Below are 19,268 nucleotides of genomic sequence, written 5' to 3'. Positions count from 1 at the left end.
CGTGCAGCCCGCACCTGTGTGAACGGCCGGCAACGGCCACCCGGTTCGAGATGCGATGACTTGACCAGCCCAATAGGTTGGATTCGTGGCTAGCCGCCTGCTGACCAGAGCCCGGCTCCGCGCGATCGCGCCGTGGGCCTCGCTCACCCTGCTCTTCCTCGTCACCTCCGTCACCGTCGGGCTGCTCGGCTTCGTCAACGACTCCGAACGCGTCACCATCGGTGCGCACGCGGCTACCGTCTCACCCACGTTCGACGGGTACGCCACGCTCGACCTCGGCGCTGTTCTGCCGCGGCTGCGGCTGCCGGCCGACACGCCCGGCGGCATCGGGATCAACATCGACATCCAGGAGACCGACGCCGACAACCTCACCGAACTCCTCAACCGCGACGCCCTGATCGCCTCCCAGCCCGACGGTGAAATCGCGAAGATCCAGCAGGTCGTCCAGCAGATGGCCGTCGACAACGCGGTCGCGGGCGCCGGCACCGGCCTGCTGGTCGTGGTGGTGGTCGCGACCATCTGGACCATGCTCGGCCGGCGCCGCCGCCGCGAGCTGTGGGAGCTGGTCCATTCGCACGAACGCCGGGTCGAGCACCGGGCGATCGTCGTACTCGTGGCGATGCTGATCACGATCGCGTCGATCTTCGGGCCGGGCCAGATGCGGACCGCGGACGTGATTCCGACCGAGTGGCGGCCGCTGGCCAAACTGCTGCCGGAGTTGGCGCTGGACGAGCGGTTGAAGGGTGTCGAGGTCGCGGCCGGGTTCTCCACCACCGGCGGAGTGGGCGTGATTCGTACCGCGGTCGAGACCTACGAGCGATCCACCGAGTTCTACGGCCGGCTGGAGGAGCGGGTCAGCCGGGTCGGCGGCCGGATCCACCAGGCGAGCGAGGGGGAGACGGTCGCGCTGCTCGTGTCGGACCGGCACGACAACATCGGCATCGACCGGTTCGCGGCCGAGGTGGGGAAGGTGGCCGGCGCCGAGCTGCTGATCGACGCGGGCGACGACTCGTCCTCGGGACAGTCCTGGGAGGTGTTCAGCATCAACTCGCTGCGCCAGCACTTCAAGGACCTGAAGGTCGTCGCCGTGGCCGGCAACCACGACGCCGGCGGGCACATCGAGGACTCGATGCGCAAGAACGGCTTCACCGTGCTCGACAGCAAGCCGGTCGAGGTCGAGGGCATCCGCTTCCTCGGCGACAGCGACCCGACGAAGACCGGGCTGGGTTCCGCGGACGCCCCGGGCGACGAGACGACCGCCGAGCAGTCCGAGCGGCTCGCGGACATCGCCTGCGACCAGCCCGACGACAGGCGGATCTCCACGATGGTGGTGCACGATCCGTCGTCGTTCGCCGACACCGCCGCCCGGGGTTGCGCGACGTTGCTGCTGTCGGGCCACCTGCATCGCCAGGTCGGGCCCGAGCACACGGTGGTCGACGGCCGGCCGGTGACGACGTACACGAACGGCACGACCGGGGGAGCGGCGTACGCGTTCGCCCTCGGGTACACGCTGCGGCGGCCCGGTGAGGTCACCCTGATCACGTACGCCGACGGCAAGCCGATCGGCCTGCAGACGGTCACCGCCCAGATCGACGGCGACGTCGGGGTAGGTGCCTACAGCCCCTTGCCTTCTTGACGATTCAGGCTCTCGACTCGAGCTGTCACGAGGTGTTGACCGCCTGGTAAGGGGGGCGGACCAGCGGGCCAGTGGTCTTGTAGGAGTAGGGTTTTGTGACGTGCGTCGCGCAAAGATCGTTTGTACGCTCGGCCCGGCTACTGCCGCCCCCGAGCGCATCCTTGAACTCGTCCAAGCCGGTATGGATGTCGCCAGGCTCAACCTGAGCCACGGGGCCCATGCCGAGCATGAGCGCATCTATCAGCGGATCAGAACCGCCGCTGCGGAGACCGGGAAGAACGTCGGCATCCTGGTCGATCTGCAGGGCCCGAAGATCCGGCTGGCCGAGTTCGCCGAGGGCAAGGTGACCTTGACCTACGGCGAGCGCTTCACCATCACCACCCGTGAGGTCCCGGGCGACGTGACCATCTGCGGTACGACGTACGACGGTCTGCCGGGTGACGTCAGTCCGGGCGACCAGCTGCTCATCGACGACGGCCGGATCGCGCTGGTCGCCGAGGAGGTGACCGAGACCGACGTGGTCTGCCGGGTCACCGTCGGCGGGCCGGTGTCGAACCACAAGGGCATCAACCTGCCGGGTGTCGCGGTCAGCGTGCCGGCGATGTCGGAGAAGGACGCCGAGGACCTGCGCTGGGCGCTGCACCTGCCGGCCGACATGATCGCGCTGTCGTTCGTGCGGGACGCGTCCGACATCCAGCTGGTGCACAAGATCATGGACGAGGAGGGCCTGCGGGTCCCGGTCGTCGCCAAGATCGAGAAGCCGCAGGCGGTCGCCAACCTGGACGAGATCATCGAGGCCTTCGACGGGTTCATGGTGGCCCGCGGCGACCTCGGCGTGGAGCTCCCGCTCGAGGAGGTCCCGCTGGTCCAGAAGCTGATCATCGACCAGGCCCGGCTGAACGCGAAGCCGGTGATCGTCGCGACCCAGATGCTGGAGTCGATGATCTCCGCGCCGCGGCCGACCCGGGCCGAGGCGTCCGACGTCGCGAACGCCGTACTCGACGGTGCCGACGCGGTGATGCTGTCCGGTGAGACCAGCGTCGGCCGGTTCCCGATCGAGACCGTCAAGACGATGGCTCGCATCGTCGAGTCCACCGAGGACCACGGACTCGGCCGGGTGCAGGCGATCGAGTGGGAGCCGCGCACCAAGGGCGGCGTGATCGCCAAGGCCGCGGCGGACGTGGCCGAGCGGCTGGAGGCGAAGTACCTGATCGCCTTCACCCAGTCCGGCGACACCGCACTGCGGCTGGCCCGCTACCGCACCGAGGTCCCGCTGCTCGCGTTCACGCCGGTCCCGTCGGTCAGCTCCTGGCTGAGCGTGGTCTGGGGGATCGAGACGCACATCGTCCCCACCGTCGACCACACCGACGAAATGGTCCGCCAGGTCGACCAGCGCCTCCTCGAACTAGGCAAGCTCAAGAAAGGCGACCTCGTCGTCATCGTCGCCGGCTCGCCACCCAGCATCCCCGGCTCCACCAACGCCCTCCGAGTACACCGCATGGGCGACGCCATAGAAGGCATAGCCCCCGCCTACCGAAACCCCGAGCACTAAGAGGCGGGCAACGAAAGAAGTACACAAAGATTTCAGAGCTCTGATCGAGGCGGGCGGTCCCTGGACCGCCCGCCTCGTCACGGAGCGTGTCCTCGGCCCGGCCCACACACCGTGCGACCGAGGCGGCCGGGTCGATGAGCACGATCGCGGCCCGAACCGATACAGTTCTCCTGCATACCCTGCCGGGTTGGTGGAATGGCAGACACGATGGACTCAAAATCCATTGCTCGCAAGGGCGTGTGGGTTCGAATCCCACACCCGGCACAAATTTTGTCGGTGGACGGCGTGAGTATGTGGCATGCCTCACTTCAGGTCGCAGGAGACGGTGGACTCCGCGTTGCGGATGTCCGACGAGGGCGTCCCCGATCGGGTCAACGCTGAGATCCACGGTGTCGCGATCAAGGATCCGGCGCTGGCGGCGGCTGTACCAGCGGCGGGGTCTGCCGCGTGGCACCGGGTTTCAGGGGACGCCGTGCCCGCGCTGCGACGGCGCTGAGCTCGACGAGTCCGCGTATGCGCTGTTGCTGGGGTGGTATCTGGGTGACGGATCGATAGCCCGCGCTCGCCGGGGCGTGTTCACACTGCAGATCATCAACGATCAGCGGTATACCCAGCTGAACCAGGAGATCGCCGACACGATCAGGCGGGTCAAGCCGACTGCGAGCCCGTGCTTGCGGGGCGGTGGCGGCGCGGTCCGGATCGAGGCGCGCTGGAAGCACTGGCCCTGTCTCTTCCCGCAGCATGGTCCCGGGCGCAAACATCTGCGGAAGATCGAGCTCGAGGAGTGGCAGCGGGAAATCGTTGCCATGTACCCCGAAAAGCTTCTCCGCGGCCTGTTCCACTCCGACGGATGCCGGTTCGTGAACTGGGCGAGCAAGCCTGACGGCAGGCGGTACTACTACCCGCGGTACATGTTCTCGAACGAGTCGGAGGACATCCTGGGAATCCTCACTGAGGCGCTGGATCTGCTGGGGATCGCGTGGCGGCGGCCGCGTCGGAATGCGATCGCGGTGAGCAGGAAGGCCGGGGTCGAACGGCTCGACACCTTCGTCGGCGCCAAGGGATGAGGTCGATAAGGTGTGGTGGTGACTGCTAAGCGTGTGGTGATCGCTGAGGATGAGGCTTTGATTCGGATGGATCTGGCCGAGATGCTGGCGGAGGAGGGATATGACGTTGTCGGGCAGGCGGGGGACGGGGAGGAAGCGATCCGGCTGGCGACCGAACATCGGCCCGACCTGGTCATCCTGGACGTCAAGATGCCGAAGCTGGACGGACTGAGCGCGGCGGAGAAGATCGCCGGCGAGCGGATCGCCCCGGTGCTGATGCTGACGGCGTTCTCGCAGCGCGAGCTGGTCGAGCGGGCCCGCGACGCCGGCGCCATGGCGTACCTGGTGAAACCGTTCTCCAAGGCCGATCTGCTGCCCGCGATCGAGATCGCCGCCTCCCGGTACGTCGAACTGGCTGAGCTGGAGCGTGAGGTCGCCGACCTGGCCGAGCGGCTGGAGACGCGCAAGCTGGTCGACCGGGCCAAGTCGATCCTGCAGACGAAGTTCGGGTTGTCCGAGCCGGACTCGTTCCGCTGGATCCAGAAAACCGCCATGGACAAAAGAGTTTCCATGCGACAGGTTGCCGAGTTGGTTGTTGACGAGGCTGGCGGTAGTGACTGACTCACTCTCCGCGTACGACGTTCAGCGCGCGTACAGCACTCACCTTCACTCACGCTACTTACCGCTGTAACGACCTCACAACACACGTTCCGTGACATCGCGTCGAGAGCCACCGGAGGTCTAACCTGCGGGTGCTCGCGGCAAACGCGGGAGTCCGGGGTTTGCCGGACTATCCAGACATGGGAGGAACAGTGCACCAGCGTTCCGTAGTACGGGTCGGCGCGTCGCTGATCGTTGCGTCGTTGGCCCTGACTGCCTGCGGTTCACGCAGTGGCGACGACTCCGGGGGGGACTCCGGCGGCGCGACGAAGACTGCCAAGATCGGCGTGATCGCGCCTCTGTCGGGAGACTTGTCGGCCCTGGGTCTGGGTATCCAGCACTCCGTCGAGCTGGCCGTGAAGCAGGCCAACGACAGCAACGCGATCCCGGGCTGGAAGCTCGAGGTCGAGGCGAAGGACGACGAGGCAAAGCCGGACACCGGCAAGAACGCAGCGACTGCGCTCGCCGGTGACGCCGACGTGATCGGCGTGGTCGGCACGCTGAACACCAGCACCAGCCAGCAGGTCCAGCCGGTTCTCGCGCCGAAGAACATCGTCCAGGTCTCGCCGGCCAACACCGGCCCGGGCCTGACCCAGGGCGCCAACTGGCAGACCGACCCGAAGCGGCCGTACCCGTCGTACTTCCGCACCTGCACGACGGACGCGGTCCAGGGTCCGTTCGCGGCGCGGTACCTGTACGAGACCGCCAAGATCACCAAGGTCGCCACCATCCACGACAAGAAGGCCTACGGCCAGGGCTTGGTCGGCACCTTCACCGAGGAGTTCGAGAAGCTCGGTGGACAGGTGGTCGCGGCCCAGACCATCAACCCGGACGACTCGAACTACCAGGCCGTGATCTCCGCGGTGAAGCCGTCGGGTCCGCAGGCGGTCTACTACGGTGGTGAGTACCCGCAGGCCGGTCCGCTCTCGCAGCAGATGAAGGCCGCCGGTCTGAACGTCCCGCTGATGGGCGGCGACGGCATCTACGACCCGAAGTTCATCACGCTGGCCGGTAAGACCAGCGAGAACGACCTGGCCACCTCGGTCGGCGCCCCGGTCGACACGCTGGAGTCGGCGAAGAAGTTCGTCTCCGACTACAACGCGTCCGGCTTCAAGGAGCCGTACGCGGCGTACGGCGGCTACTCCTACGACGCGGCCAACTCGATCATCAACGCGCTGAAGACCTCGCTGAAGGACGCCAAGGACGTCGAGTCCGCCCGGCAGGCCACCGTCGATGCCATGAGCAAGGTTTCGTTCGACGGCGTGACCGGCAAGGTCGCCTTCGACCAGTACGGCGACACCACCTCCAAGGTGCTGACCGTCTACAAGGTTGCCAGCGGCAAGTGGGCCACCGTCGAGACCAAGGACTTCGTGGCCAAGTAGTTTTCGAGTCGACCTGATGCCTCGGGGGTGGGAGCGATCCTCCCACCCCCGTGGCATGTCATAACTGAGGCAGATGGGAGGTCGACGTGGACCAGTTCTTCCAGCAGCTCGTGAACGGGCTGACACTCGGGTCGCTGTACGCCCTGATCGCAGTCGGGTACACCGTCGTCTACGGCATCGTGCAGCTGATCAACTTCGCCCACGGCGAGGTCTTCATGATCGGTGCGTTCGGCGCACTGACCACGTACTTGCTGTTCTTCGACGGCGATACCAGCGTCTGGATCCTGCCGATCATGATCATCGGCGCGATGATCGCCTCGGTCGGCACGGCCGTGGCGATGGAACGTGTCGCGTACCGTCCCCTGCGGAACGCGCCACGACTCGCACCGCTGATCACCGCGATCGGCATCTCGGTCTTCCTGCAGGAGTTCGTCCGGCTGTTCTACGAACGCCCGGGCTGGACGTTGTTCGCCTTCGCCGGCCTGGCAGTGGGCATCGGGTACTACGTCGGCGCGCTCGTGTCGAAGGCGGACCTGAACCACCCGGTGAGCAAGTGGTACGACCGTGCCCCGCTGATCGGCGCCGTGCTCGGCGCCGTCGGGACCTGGGTGGTGGTCCGGCTGGTCGACAGCGACGTGAGCGTCCTGCTGGCGCTGGGCGTCGTCATCGTCGGCGCCGCCGTCGGTACGGGGATCGGCTGGCTGGCCGGTCTGGCCACCCAGCGGAACGCACGCACCGCGATCGGCATCCAGGCGATCGCAGCGGCCGCGGCCACTGCGGCCGTCGCCGCGGTCGTGGGCTGGGTGCTCTTCGAGAAGCTCATCACCAGCATCACCTGGCCGAGCGCGAAGCAGCGCATCCCGTTCCCCCAGATCGATGTGGTCACCGGTACGGCGATCGACATCGGCGGCGTGACCATCCAGCGGTCGGCGATCTTCACCATGGCGGCGCTGGCGATCTGCGCCATCCTGCTGTGGTTCTTCATCAACCGGACCCGGCTCGGCCGCGGCATGCAGGCCGTGTCGCAGGACCCGGACACCGCCCGGCTGATGGGTATCAACGTGGACCGGATCATCGTGGTCGCGTTCGCCCTCGGCGCCGTACTCGCGGCCATCGCGGGTGTCTCGCAGGGTCTGCAGAACAACAACATCGAGTTCCGGATGGGCTTCCTGGCCGGTCTGAAGGCGTTCACCGCCGCGGTCCTCGGTGGAATCGGCAACATCTACGGCGCCGTCGTCGGTGGTCTGGTGCTCGGTGTCGTCGAGGCGATGGCGACGCAGTACATCCCGGGCCAGTTCGGCGGTAGCACCTGGAAGGACGTCTGGGCCTTCGTGATCCTGATTCTGGTACTGGTGTTCAGGCCGCAGGGCCTGCTCGGCGCGAGGGTGGTGGACCGGGCATGACCGATGTGAAGACGCCTCCGGCGGAGCCGGAGACCGCGGCCGAGCCGCAGGGCAAGCCTCTCGCCTGGCCGTTGGGCCTGGCCGGGGTGGTGCTGGTCATCGCCGGTTCGTTCCTGTCGTGGAGCTACGACGGCCAGATCCTCGGCGACCTGTCGATCAACTTCTATCCGGGTGGCCTGCAGATCCTGGCGATCATCCTCGCGCTGATCGCGCTGGTCCTGCTGCTGGCCGAGAAGGGTCCACTGACCAAGCTGGGCGCGTGGCTCGACGTCACCGCCGGTCTGCGGGCCCTGGGCTTGACGCTCACGCTGTACATGCTGCTGGTCCTGGTCGCGATCTCGGCCGACTCCGACGGCCTGATCAACGTGAACCCCGGCGGGTACATCTCGTTCGCCGGTGCCGCGCTGATCCTGGTCAGTGCCTGGCTGCTGCCGCTGCGGCAGTTGCGGGACATGAGCGAGGCGAGACTGCCGGCCTGGTTCGAGATCCTCTCGATCGCGGTGCTGATGGCCGCGGTGCTGTTCGTCGCGGCGTACGCGCTCGGCCTGGAGGACGCCTGGTCGTTCATCCTCTGCCTGGTCTTCATCGCGGCCGTCGCGGCCGTACTGTTCCGGACCGGTGCACTGAGCTGGGTCGGCCATGTCGCTCAGCGCAACCGCAAGGTGCTCACGCTGTCGGCGTTCCTGGTGGCGTTCCTGTTCCCGTTCACCCAGGGCGGGTCGGACGCGAACATGTCGATCGCCACCCAGGTGCTGGTCTTCGCGGCGACCGCGATGGGCCTGAACATCGTGGTCGGTCTGGCCGGTCTGCTGGACCTCGGGTACATCGCGTTCCTCGGATCCGGCGCCTACGTGGCCGCCACCATGTCGACCTCGGCGTTCGCCACCATCGGGTGGAAGCCGCCGTTCCTGGTCGTGATGCTGATCGGTGCCGGTGTCGCGGCGACCCTGGGTCTGATCATCGGTACGCCGACACTGCGGGTCTCGGGTGACTACCTGGCCATCGTGACGCTCGGCTTCGGTGAGATCTTCCGGTTCTCGATGTTCAACCTGGACGGCAACAACGGGCCGAACCTGACCAACGGACCGAACGGCGTCCCGGGCATCCCGGACCTGGAGATCGGCGGGTTCAACTTCGGCGACGTGCACACGGTCGCCGGGATCGAGCTCGGCCGTTTCTCGAACTACTACTTCCTGCTGCTGATCCTGACCGCGTTCGTCATCCTGGTCTTCTCCCGGCTGAACAACAGCCGGATCGGCCGTGGCTGGGTGGCGATCCGGGAGGACGAGAAGGCGGCCGAGGCGATGGGCGTGAGCACCTTCGGGCTGAAGCTGCTCGCGTTCGCGGTCGGTGCCTTCCTGGCTGGTCTGGCCGGCACGATCAAGGCCCATCAGGACGGTGCGGTCAGCCCGGACCAGTACATCTTCCTGGAGTCGGCGTTCCTGCTCGCCGCGATCGTGCTCGGCGGTATGGGCACCATCGCCGGTGTGTTGCTGGGGGCAACGATCCTGAAGCTGCTGCCGGAGAAGCTGCGGTTCTTCTCGGAGTACCGGCTGCTGCTGTTCGGCCTGCTGCTGGTGCTGATGATGCGGTTCCGGCCGGAGGGCCTGGTCGCGAGCAGACGCCGGCAGCTGGAGTTCCACGAGGAGGACGAGGCGCTGGCCGTAGAGGTCGAAGAAGAACGCCTCGCCGTCGAGGAGGCGAAATGACCGTCACCGACACGCAGCGCCAACCGGCCCGGACTGGAGGGCAGCCGGTGCTGGAGGCATCCGGTGTGACCATGCGGTTCGGTGGTCTGCTGGCGGTCAACAACGTCAACCTGACGGTCCGCGAAGGCGAGATCGTCGGTCTGATCGGCCCGAACGGCGCCGGCAAGACGACGTTCTTCAACTGCCTGACCGGCCTCTACAAGCCGACCGGCGGTCAGGTCCGATTCGCCGGCACACCGCGGAAGGCGCCGAAGGCGACCAGGAAGCAGGCGGACGACCCGGAGGCCGTGCGGGTGGAGCCGCTGGGTGCGCTCACCCCGCTGCCACCCAAGCCGCGGGCGGTGGTCCGCGCCGGGATGGCCCGGACGTTCCAGAACATCCGCCTGTTCGCGAACATGACCGCGCTGGAGAACGTGATGGTCGGGCGGTACTGCCGGACCAGCTCGGGCGCGCTCACCTCGGTCCTGCGCGGGCCGAAGTTCCGCCGCGAGGAGGCTGCCACCAGGGCGCGGGCCCAGGAGCTCCTCGACTTCGTCGGTCTCAGCAAGTCGACCGAGCACCTGGCCCGGAACATGCCGTACGGCGACCAGCGCCGGCTCGAGATCGCGCGGGCGCTGGCCACCGACCCGAAGCTCATCCTGCTGGACGAGCCGACGGCCGGCATGAACCCGCAGGAGACGCGGCAGGCCAGCGACCTGATCTTCAAGATCCGCGACTCGGGCCTGTCGGTCGTGGTGATCGAGCACGACATGCGGTTCATCTTCAACCTCTGCGACCGGGTGCTCTGCCTGGTCCGCGGCGAGGCGCTGGTCGAGGGCACCCCGCACGAGGTGCAGTCCGATCCGCGGGTGATCGAGGCCTACATCGGCACCGGCGAGGAGGACGACGAGGACGAGGTCCAGGACGCGCACGTCCAGGACACGACCGTCGCCGACGAGGAGGGCCGCTCATGAGCGCGATGCTGGAGGTCCGCGACCTGGAAGTTGCCTACGGCAAGATCGTCGCGGTGAAGAAGATCAGCTTCAGCGTGGAGCAGGGGCAGGTGGTGTCGCTGATCGGCACCAACGGCGCCGGCAAGACCACCACGCTGCGGACGATCTCGGGGCTGCTGCGGCCGACGTCGGGCGAGGTTCTGTTCCAGGGCGAGCGGATCGACCAGGTGGCGGCGCACGACATCGTCGCCCGCGGTCTGGCCCACTCGCCGGAAGGGCGGCGGATCTTCCCGCGGTTGTCGGTCGAGGAGAACCTGCTGCTCGGCGCGTTCGCCCGCAAGGACCCGGCCGGCGTACGCACCGATCTGGACTCGGCGTACGACCTGTTCCCGATCCTGGGGGAGCGGCGCAAGCAGCCGGCCGGGACGTTCTCCGGTGGTGAGCAGCAGATGCTGGCGATGGGCCGGGCGATGATGAGCCGGCCCAAGCTGCTGATGCTGGACGAGCCGTCGATGGGGCTGTCGCCGATCATGATGAAGCGGATCATGTCGACGGTCAGCGAGCTGCAGTCGCAGGGTACGACGATCCTGCTGGTGGAGCAGAACGCCCAGGCCGCGCTGAAGCGCGCGGATTTCGGCTACGTGCTCGAGGTCGGCAAGATCGTCTTGTCCGGCACCGGCCGCGACCTGCTGGTCAACGACGAGGTGCGCAAGGCCTACCTCGGCGAGGACTGACACTCGTCGGCTGAACCCCCTGGTGCCACCCACCAGGGGGTTCAGCGACGAATGACGACCAGCAGTTGCACCAGCAGGGGAGCGACGATCAGCGCGGGCAGCAGGTCGGCGACCGCGATCTGCTTGATCTTCAGCAACCGCAGAGCCACGCCGATCAGCATCACGCCACCAGTCGCACCGAGCGCGGTCACCTGCGCGTCGGGGAGTACGTCGCCCAATACGGCGCCGACCGCGGTCATCGACCCCTGCACCACCAGGACGACGAGCGCCGACGCCGTCACACCCCAGCCGAGGGACGCGGCGAACGCGATCGACGCGAACCCGTCCAGTACCGCCTTCAGGAACAGTTGATCCGCGCCCCGGCCGAGTCCGTCGGACAGCGAGCCCAGGAAGGTCAGCGGCCCCACACAGAACACCATCGAGGCCGTCACGAATCCCTCGACGAACGTGCTCTCGCCCTCAGCACGGCGGAACCGGTGCTGCAGCCACGCCCCGAATTCCTCCAGTCGTAGCTCGATCCGGAGCAGCGACCCGGTGATCCCGCCGATCAGCATCGCGCCCAGCACGATCAGGATCGGTGCGCTGTCACCGACCGCGTCGCTGAGGACCGCGTCGCCCACCGTGAGTGCGCTGCTGACCGCGATCAGCAGCGTGACCAGACCGAGCGCGTCGGTGACCAGATCCCTGGTTCGGTGACTGAGCCGGTGGCCCACGAGCACGCCGAGTACCGACCCGACGAGCACCGTCGCGACGTTCACAGCAGTGCCGATTCCGATGAACAAACCTGGTCTCCGATCACCTCGCGGCGCAGCTTTGCAAGTGACCCGCAAGGGCCTACTGTTGCGCGGGGACGAGCGTATCCGCCGTCCCGTTCACCTCGGGGGTGGACCGAAGCAGGAGGTCGCTGTGGCATCAGCCATCGAGGTGAGGGACGCCCAACGCGGTGATGCCGCCGCCTTGGTCGCGCTGTGGCGCGAGCTGGCCACCGGAGCCGGTCATCCGTCCCGGCTGCCGGCGGCGCCGTCGTCGGCAGCGGTCGAGGTTGCTGTCAGCAAGCATCTGGACGATCCGTTCGGCCGACTCGTCGTCGGTGAGCTCGACGGCGCCGTCCACGGCATGGCGTATCTGCGCCGGGCCGCGATCAGCCCACTGCACGAGGACCTCGCGGTGACGGTCGAGTACCTGCACGTCAGTGACGAGGCCCGCCGCCACGGACTGGGCAAGGCACTCATCGCCGAGGCGACCTCGTGGGCCGAGCACGAGAACTGCGCACACGTCGCCGCGGTCGCGCCCCCGGTCGCCCGTGAGGCGAACAGGTTCCTCGCCAGACTCGGGCTGGCCCAGGCCGGCGTACTGCGCTATGCGACCACGCACACGGTGCGCCGCCGGCTCGCGGCCGAGCACGCGCCGAACCTGCTGGCCCTGCTGTCGTCGCGACGGTCCGTGATCGCCCGCCGCGCGCAGCTCGGCCGTCCGCTGCCCACCGACGTGGCGCACGTCGACGGACCGGCCGAGGTCACTTACCCGGCGGAGCCTGAATCAGCTGGCACGTGAGCCGTGCGGTGCAGACCCGCTTGTCCCGATCGTCGGTGATCACGACCTCGTACGACGTGGTGGTGCGGCCGAGGTAGATCGGGGTGGCGACGCCCGTCACGGTGCCCTCGCGGACCGCGCGGTGGTGGGTGGCGTTGATGTCCACGCCGACCGCGACCTTGTCGTACGTCGCCGCGTGCAGGGCCGAGCCGATCGAGCCCAGGCTCTCGGCGAGCACGCAGGACGCGCCGCCGTGGAGCAGCCCGTACGGCTGGGTGTTGCCCTTGACCGGCATGGTCGCGACCACCCGCTCCGGGGAGGCTTCGGTGACAACGATTCCCATCAGCTGCAGGAGCGTGCCCTCCAGACCCATACCCGGGCCGAGGTCCATGTGATCAGTCACAGGGGCAGACTACGGCAGCAGCGCGGGTGTGTGAGAACTGTCCGTGGGAACCACTAGAGTCGGTACGTGGCTCCAGAAACCAACACCTCGACGATGACCAAGGACCCCGCGCAGCCAGGCACCGGCCGGCCGCGGATCCTGCTGCTGGACGGGCACTCGCTGGCGTACCGGGCGTTCTACGCGCTCCCGGTGGAGAACTTCTCCACCACCACCGGGCAGCACACCAACGCGGTGTACGGGTTCACCTCGATGCTGATCAACATGCTCCGCGACGAGCAGCCCACCCACATCTGTGTGGCCTTCGACGTGTCCCGCAAGACCTTCCGCTCCGAGCAGTACGCGGAGTACAAGGCGGGCCGGTCGAAGTCGCCGGACGAGTTCAAGGGACAGGTGTCGCTGGTCAAGGAGGTGCTGGAGGCGCTGCGGATCCCGACCACGGAGATCGACGGCTGGGAGGCCGACGACGTGATCGCCACGCTCGCCACCCAGGCCTCCGAGCAGGGTTTCGAGGTGCTGATCAGCAGCGGTGACCGGGACGCCTTCCAGCTGGTCAGCGACGACGTCACGGTGCTGTACCCGAAGCGTGGCGTGTCCGAGATCGCCCGGATGGACCCGGCCGCGGTCGAGGAGAAGTACGGCGTGACCCCGCAGTTGTATCCGGATCTGGCCGCGCTGGTGGGGGAGCAGAGCGACAACCTGCCGGGTGTGCCGGGCGTCGGCCCGAAGACGGCGGCCAAGTGGCTGAACCAGTTCGGCTCGCTGAACGACGTGGTCGACCGGGTGAACGAGATCAAGGGCAAGGCCGGCGAGTCGCTGCGCGAGCACCTGGCCGACGTGATCCGGAACCGGCAGATCAACGAGCTGGTCCGCGACCTCACGCTGGACGTCGCGGTGGACGACCTGGTCCGGACGGCGTGGGACCGGGACAAGGTGCACACGCTGTTCGACAGCCTGGAGTTCCGGGTGCTGCGCGAGCGGCTGGTCGCCGAGCACGAGGAGGTCGACGCGACCGTCGACCACGGCTTCGAGCTGGAGGGCGTGCAGCTGAAGCCGGGCGAGGTGGCCGGCTGGCTGAAGGAGAACGTGCACACCGGCGAGCGGGCCGGCGTCGCGGTGCAGGGCAGCTGGGGTCGCGGGACCGGTGAGATCACCGGCCTGGCGCTCGCGACCACGGCCGGTGCGGCCGCGTGGTTCGACCCGCTGACGCTGACGCCGGATGACGAGGCCGCCTGGCAGGCCTGGCTCGCGGACCCGAAGCAGCCGAAGGCGCTGCACGACGCGAACGGTCCGCTGCTCGGCTTCCTGGAGCGCGGCTGGACTCTGGCCGGTCTGAGCTCGGACACGCAGCTCAGTGCGTACCTGGTCCGCCCCGACCAGCGGTCGTACGACCTGGCCGATCTGACCGTTCGGTACCTGAAGCGCGAGCTGCGCAACGAGGAGGCCGACAACGGTCAGCTCAGCTTCGACGACATCGAGGGTGGTCCGGCCGCGGACCACACGATGCTGCGGGCGCGGGCGATCGCCGACCTGGCCGACACGCTCGACGCCGAGCTGGAGAAGCAGGCCGGTACGGCGCTGCTCGCGGACGTCGAGCTGCCGCTGATCGATGTGATCGCCAGCATGGAGCGCGACGGCATCGCGGTCGATCGGCCGTACCTGGAGGAGCTCGAGGCGCGGTTCGCCACCGGTGTCCGGGAGGCCGCGACGGCGGCGTACGAGGTGATCGGCAAGGAGATCAACCTCGGTTCGCCGAAGCAGCTGCAGGTGGTGCTGTTCGACGAGCTGCAGATGCCGAAGACCAAGCGGACCAAGACCGGGTACACGACCGACGCGGACTCGCTGCAGGCGCTGTTCGAGAAGACCGAGCACCCGTTCCTGGCCTACCTGCTGGCGCACCGGGACGCGACCCGGCTGCGGCAGACGGTCGAGGGGCTGCTGAAGACGATCAGCCCGAAGGACGCGCGGATCCACACCACGTTCAACCAGACCATCGCGGCCACCGGGCGGCTCAGCTCGACCGACCCGAACCTGCAGAACATCCCGATCCGGACCGAGGAGGGCCGCCGGATCCGGCAGGCCTTCATCGTCGGCGAGGGGCACGAGTCGCTGATGTCGGCCGACTACAGCCAGATCGAGATGCGGATCATGGCGCACGTGTCGGAGGACGAGGGCCTGATCTCGGCGTTCAACTCCGGGATGGACTTCCACTCGGTGACGGCGTCGCGGGTGTTCTCGGTCGACACCGCCGAGGTGACGCAGGAGCAGCGGGCCAAGATCAAGGCGATGAACTACGGTCTCGCCTACGGCCTGTCGGCGTACGGGCTGAGCCAGCAGCTGAAGATCGGCGTCGACGAGGCGCGCGGGCTGATGGACGAGTACTTCGAGCGTTTCGGTGGCGTCCGCGACTACCTGCGCAGCATCGTGCTGGACGCCGGCAAGAGCGGCTACACCGAGACGATCCTGGGCCGTCGGCGCTACCTGCCGGACCTGACCAGCGACAACCGGCAGCGCCGGGAGATGGCCGAGCGGATGGCGCTGAACGCGCCGATCCAGGGCTCGGCCGCGGACGTGATCAAGATGGCGATGCTGAAGGTGGACGCGTCACTGCGTGAGTCCGGCCTGAAGTCGCGGATGCTGCTGCAGGTCCACGACGAACTCGTCTTCGAGATCGCACCGGGCGAGCGCGAGCCCCTCGAGGAACTGGTCCGCCGCGACATGGGCCACGCCGTCGACATGACCGTCCCCCTCGACGTCTCGGTAGGCGTCGGCCGCACCTGGCACGAGGCCGCCCACTAGCCCGACCGCCCCGACTCCACCCACGTCCGGTGTCCCCTCGGTACCGAGGGGACCGGCGCTCGTCGGTCAGGGCTCTAGTCCTGGGAGGGCTGGAGTAGAGGTGGCGGAGAGGGCTCGCTCGATCGAGGTCAGTTCGCGGGGCGTGAGCGGGGGCAGGCCGGCCAGCGGGTACCAGGCGACCTCGAGGGACTCGTCGTCGTTCACGCGCGGCTCGCCGCGCAGCGGGCGACAGCGGAAGCACAGGTCGAGGAACTGGACCTGGTCGCCGTTGGGGTAGCTGGACGGAGGCAGGGCCTCGACGCTGAGCAGGCGCTCGACGGCGACCTCGACCGCGGTCTCCTCGTGGATCTCGCGGACCAGGGCGAGGGCAGGCTGCTCACCCGGTTCGAGGATGCCGGCGACCAAGCTCCAGCGGCCGGTGTCGGCACGCCGTACCAGGAGGACCTCCGCGTTGTCGTTCAGGACCACGCCGGTGATCCCGGTGAGCCACAGCAGGTCGTGACCGATCTTCTCGCGCAGCTCCAGGATGAACTTCGGGGTCGGCATGCCCAGCACCCTATCGAGCGGGGCCGGGCCACTTACTTTCCGCAAGAAAGATGTCCGATACACAGCAAGCGGAAAGCGTTTGCACGCAAGATGCGGACGGTAGGCGACTGACTCCGGTCGGTTGCCGCCGAACTCTTCCGTGCCGTCCCTTTCTCTGTCATTCTGCCGGGCAAGATCCGAGATCCTATCGGATATCCGTCTCGGATATTTCGTGCTCGTTCCGATCCAGCCGCCCAGGAGGAACCCATGCCGAACGACGATTTCCGACCGCCGGGGCTCAGCCGTCGATCACTGATCGCGGGGGCGCTAGGACTGACCGCCGCGACCGCAGGCGGCGGTCTGCTCAGCGGCTGCAGTGGCTCCAGCACTACCGACAGCGCGGCTGCGGGCGCCGGCCAGGCCGCCCCCAGCGTCACCCTCGGCCCGAAGTTGTCGACCGTGCAGTACCCGCAGGGATACGTCGGACCGGTCGCCCGCACGCTGAAGCCGCTCACGACCGAGAAGGTCACGTTCAAGATCGTCGTGAAGCAGGACGTGACGATCGGTGACTGGAAGACGAACGCGTTCACCAAATGGCTGGAGCAGAAGACCGGCGTCCACATCGAGTGGAGCCAGATCGGCGGCACCGACGACGACGTGATGACGAAGGTGAACGCGATGATCGCGGCCGGCGACATCCCGGACGCCTTCCTCGGCATCGGGTTCACCCGGTCGCAACTGTTCCTGTACGGCGCCCAGGGCCTGTTCACCGACGTCGGCCAGTACATCGACGCCTATGCCCTGAACCTGCAGCAGGCGATGAAGGACTACCCGGACACCCGCAAGCTGATCCAGGCACCGGACAAGAAGATCTACTCGTTCCCCGGTATCAACGACTGCTACCACTGCCGGGCCATCGACGGCCGGGGCTGGCTGAACTCGGCCTGGATCAAGCAGGTCGGCCTGGCCATGCCGCAGACCACCGACGAGTTCCGTGAGGTTCTGCGCGCGTTCAAGAAGGCGGACCTGGCCGGCAACGGCAAGACCATCCCGTTCGCCGGCTACAAGGATGCTCCGATCGACCCGCTCCTGATGAACCCGTTCCTCTACGACCCGGGCGAGCCGTGGCTGGTGGTCAAGGACGGCAAGGTCGACGTCGCGTTCGACAAGGACCAGTGGCGCGAGGGCCTCAAGTACGCGAACAGCCTGTACGGCGAAGGGCTGATCAACCGGGACGTGTTCACGGCCGATGAGGACCAGTTGCAGCGGTACGGCAACGCACCGGGCAAGCCGCTGATCGGAGGCGCCCGGTCGAACTACTGGGGCAACTTCCTCGACATCGACCAGAAGGACCCGAACGCGCGCTGGCGCCAGTACGAGGCCTGTCCGCCGCTGAAGGGACCGAACGGCGTCCAGTACGCCGCCTGGGACTACCTCACCGTCGGTGTCGAGGTCGCCCACCTGGTGATCACGAAGAAGTGTGCCAAGCCGGACCTGCTGGTGCGGTGGGCCGACGCGCAGTACGAACTGGAAGCGATCCTGCGCGGGTACGGCGGCCCGAAGTACGCGTGGGCGAAGAAGGGCGAACTCGGGATCAACGGCAAGCAGGCGATCTACGGGTTCGACGCGACCTGGAACTCGCAGAAGAACATCAACTGGAGCCAGGACAACCCGATGTACCGGTCCCAGGACTTCCGGCTCGGTGAGCGGGTGCAGCCGAACGACCTCACCTTCGAGAAGCCGCTCTACGAGCAGACCAAGGAGCGCTTCTTCCCGCACAAGCAGCCGCAGGAGATGCAGTTCCCGCCGGTCACGCTGGACCAGGACCAGGCGGCGCAGGAGTCGGAGCTGCGGACCAACCTCAAGGGGGAGGTGAACCAGTCGTTCGCCAAGTTCATGACCGGGCAGCTCGACCCGAACGACGACGGCGCCTGGAACGACTACAAGGACCGGGTCGAGAAGATCGGCGTGAGGCCGTACCTGGATCTCCAGCAGGCCGCCTACGAGACGTACAACGGATGAGCGCGGCAGGAACGCTGCCGCCGGACGAGCGGCGGCTGGCGGTCGGTGCGGCGATCCAGGACACCCGCGCCGACAAGATCGCGATGGCCTGCATCTACACCGCACTCGGACTCTTCTGTCTGGCGGTGCTGTACCCGATCATCTACGTGCTCAGCGCGTCGGTCAGCAACACCAAGCGGGTGGCGGCCGGCGAGGTGTGGCTGTGGCCGGTCGGCTTCACCCTGGACGCCTACAAGGCGATCTTCGACTACGACTCGATCGTCAGCAGCTTCGGCAACTCCGTGTACTACGCGGTGGCCGGAGCTGTGGTGGCCACGATCCTCACGCTGCTGGCGGCGTACCCGTTGTCCCGCAAGGGGTTGCCGGGCAAGGGACTGATCATGGGTGCGTTCGTGTTCACGATGATGTTCAGCGGTGGCCTGATCCCGACGTACCTGGTGGTGCACGAGCTGGGACTGCTGAACACCCGCTGGGCGATGATCCTGCCGACCGCGCTGGCGGTCTGGAACGTGATCATCACCCGGACGTACTTCATGGTGACGATCCCGGAGGAGCTGGTCGAGGCCGGGAAGGTGGACGGCTGCAGCGACTTCGGGTTCTTCTGGCGGGTGGTGCTGCCGCTGAGCAAGCCGATCATCGCGGTGAACCTGCTCTTCTATGCGGTCGGCCAGTGGAACTCGTTCTTCAACGCGCTGATCTACCTGACCAACGAGCACCTGTTCCCGTTGCAGGTGGTGTTGCGGCAGATCCTGATCCAGTCGAAGGTCGACCCGTCCCAGATGCCCGACACCAGCAAGTTGCTGCAGTTGAAGGAGCTGCAGCAGCAGCTGAAGTACTCGCTGATCGTGATCGGGATGATTCCGCCGTTGCTGGTCTACCCGTTCGTGCAGAAGCACTTCGTCAAGGGAGCCATGATCGGCTCCCTGAAGGGATGA

General features: G+C 67.4%; 17 protein-coding genes and 1 tRNA gene. 15 read left to right on the top strand and 3 right to left on the bottom strand.

Annotated elements, in window-relative coordinates:
* The first annotated feature begins 85 nt into the window (after positions 1 to 85).
* The 11 genes from E0H75_RS16480 to E0H75_RS16430 all read left to right on the top strand — a co-directional run bounded on the left by E0H75_RS16480 (position 86) and on the right by E0H75_RS16430 (position 11,054).
* Entirely contained in the window at positions 86 to 1,636 is a 1,551-nt protein-coding gene (locus E0H75_RS16480) for a metallophosphoesterase family protein (protein ID WP_238163063.1), read from the top strand.
* Positions 1,637 to 1,736: 100 nt separating this feature from the next.
* Positions 1,737 to 3,188: a pyruvate kinase gene (gene pyk, locus E0H75_RS16475; protein WP_131514418.1), complete on the top strand. Its 1,452-nt coding sequence runs from the start codon at positions 1,737 to 1,739 to the stop codon at positions 3,186 to 3,188.
* 181 nt (positions 3,189 to 3,369) lie between these two features.
* Positions 3,370 to 3,452, top strand: a tRNA-Leu gene (locus E0H75_RS16470).
* 34 nt (positions 3,453 to 3,486) lie between these two features.
* On the top strand, positions 3,487 to 3,684 hold the full coding sequence (locus E0H75_RS44165; protein ID WP_238163062.1) for a hypothetical protein: 198 nt from the start codon (positions 3,487 to 3,489) through the stop codon (positions 3,682 to 3,684).
* A 76-nt stretch (positions 3,685 to 3,760) separates the two neighbouring features.
* Positions 3,761 to 4,255: a hypothetical protein gene (locus tag E0H75_RS44160; protein WP_238163061.1), complete on the top strand. Its 495-nt coding sequence runs from the start codon at positions 3,761 to 3,763 to the stop codon at positions 4,253 to 4,255.
* 18 nt (positions 4,256 to 4,273) lie between these two features.
* Positions 4,274 to 4,855: an ANTAR domain-containing response regulator gene (locus E0H75_RS16460; protein WP_131351947.1), complete on the top strand. Its 582-nt coding sequence runs from the start codon at positions 4,274 to 4,276 to the stop codon at positions 4,853 to 4,855.
* A 179-nt stretch (positions 4,856 to 5,034) separates the two neighbouring features.
* On the top strand, positions 5,035 to 6,276 hold the full coding sequence (locus E0H75_RS16455; RefSeq protein ID WP_238163060.1) for a branched-chain amino acid ABC transporter substrate-binding protein: 1,242 nt from the start codon (positions 5,035 to 5,037) through the stop codon (positions 6,274 to 6,276).
* Between the two features lie 86 nt (positions 6,277 to 6,362).
* A complete protein-coding gene (locus tag E0H75_RS16445) occupies positions 6,363 to 7,679 on the top strand; it encodes a branched-chain amino acid ABC transporter permease (RefSeq protein ID WP_238163059.1) in 1,317 nt (438 codons plus the stop codon).
* Complete coding sequence (locus E0H75_RS16440; RefSeq protein ID WP_131514417.1) at positions 7,676 to 9,388, top strand: branched-chain amino acid ABC transporter permease; 1,713 nt, start codon at positions 7,676 to 7,678, stop codon at positions 9,386 to 9,388. The genes E0H75_RS16445 and E0H75_RS16440 overlap by 4 nt, the downstream gene beginning before the upstream one ends.
* Entirely contained in the window at positions 9,385 to 10,341 is a 957-nt protein-coding gene (locus tag E0H75_RS16435) for an ABC transporter ATP-binding protein (RefSeq protein ID WP_131514416.1), read from the top strand. Before E0H75_RS16440 ends, E0H75_RS16435 begins: the two co-directional genes overlap by 4 nt.
* Positions 10,338 to 11,054 carry an ABC transporter ATP-binding protein gene (locus E0H75_RS16430; RefSeq protein WP_131514415.1) on the top strand — a complete coding sequence of 239 codons (717 nt, stop codon included), beginning with the start codon at positions 10,338 to 10,340 and terminating at the stop codon, positions 11,052 to 11,054. The genes E0H75_RS16435 and E0H75_RS16430 overlap by 4 nt, the downstream gene beginning before the upstream one ends.
* A gap of 41 nt (positions 11,055 to 11,095) precedes the next feature.
* On the opposite strand, the gene E0H75_RS16425 is transcribed toward E0H75_RS16430, so the two are convergent.
* Positions 11,096 to 11,836, bottom strand: a complete 741-nt coding sequence (locus tag E0H75_RS16425; RefSeq protein WP_131514414.1) for a DUF554 domain-containing protein — start codon at positions 11,834 to 11,836, stop codon at positions 11,096 to 11,098.
* A 124-nt stretch (positions 11,837 to 11,960) separates the two neighbouring features.
* Between E0H75_RS16425 and E0H75_RS16420 the strand changes: the two genes are divergently transcribed.
* Entirely contained in the window at positions 11,961 to 12,608 is a 648-nt protein-coding gene (locus tag E0H75_RS16420; RefSeq protein WP_131514413.1) for a GNAT family N-acetyltransferase, read from the top strand.
* On the opposite strand, the gene E0H75_RS16415 is transcribed toward E0H75_RS16420, so the two are convergent.
* A complete protein-coding gene (locus E0H75_RS16415; RefSeq protein ID WP_131514756.1) occupies positions 12,571 to 12,978 on the bottom strand; it encodes a hotdog fold thioesterase in 408 nt (135 codons plus the stop codon). The two genes, E0H75_RS16420 and E0H75_RS16415, sit on opposite strands and share 38 nt — an antisense overlap.
* Positions 12,979 to 13,083: 105 nt before the next feature.
* On the opposite strand from E0H75_RS16415, the gene polA reads away from it, so the two are divergent.
* The gene (polA, locus tag E0H75_RS16410) at positions 13,084 to 15,786 is read left to right on the top strand and encodes a DNA polymerase I (protein WP_131514755.1); all 2,703 of its coding nucleotides are present in this window, start codon (positions 13,084 to 13,086) and stop codon (positions 15,784 to 15,786) included.
* A gap of 66 nt (positions 15,787 to 15,852) precedes the next feature.
* Here the strand turns inward: polA and E0H75_RS16405 are convergent, their stop codons facing one another.
* Entirely contained in the window at positions 15,853 to 16,332 is a 480-nt protein-coding gene (locus tag E0H75_RS16405) for an NUDIX hydrolase (RefSeq protein WP_131514412.1), read from the bottom strand.
* Between the two features lie 246 nt (positions 16,333 to 16,578).
* Here E0H75_RS16405 and E0H75_RS16400 point away from each other — a divergent pair, with 246 nt between their 5' ends.
* Entirely contained in the window at positions 16,579 to 18,333 is a 1,755-nt protein-coding gene (locus tag E0H75_RS16400) for a type 2 periplasmic-binding domain-containing protein (RefSeq protein ID WP_131514411.1), read from the top strand.
* Positions 18,330 to 19,268, top strand: a complete 939-nt coding sequence (locus E0H75_RS16395; RefSeq protein WP_131514410.1) for a carbohydrate ABC transporter permease — start codon at positions 18,330 to 18,332, stop codon at positions 19,266 to 19,268. Before E0H75_RS16400 ends, E0H75_RS16395 begins: the two co-directional genes overlap by 4 nt.

Origin of the sequence: Kribbella capetownensis, from assembly GCF_004331485.1 — a bacterium.
In the GTDB taxonomy this organism is placed as follows: domain Bacteria; phylum Actinomycetota; class Actinomycetes; order Propionibacteriales; family Kribbellaceae; genus Kribbella; species Kribbella capetownensis.
This window is presented reverse-complemented; position numbering and strand designations above follow the sequence as displayed.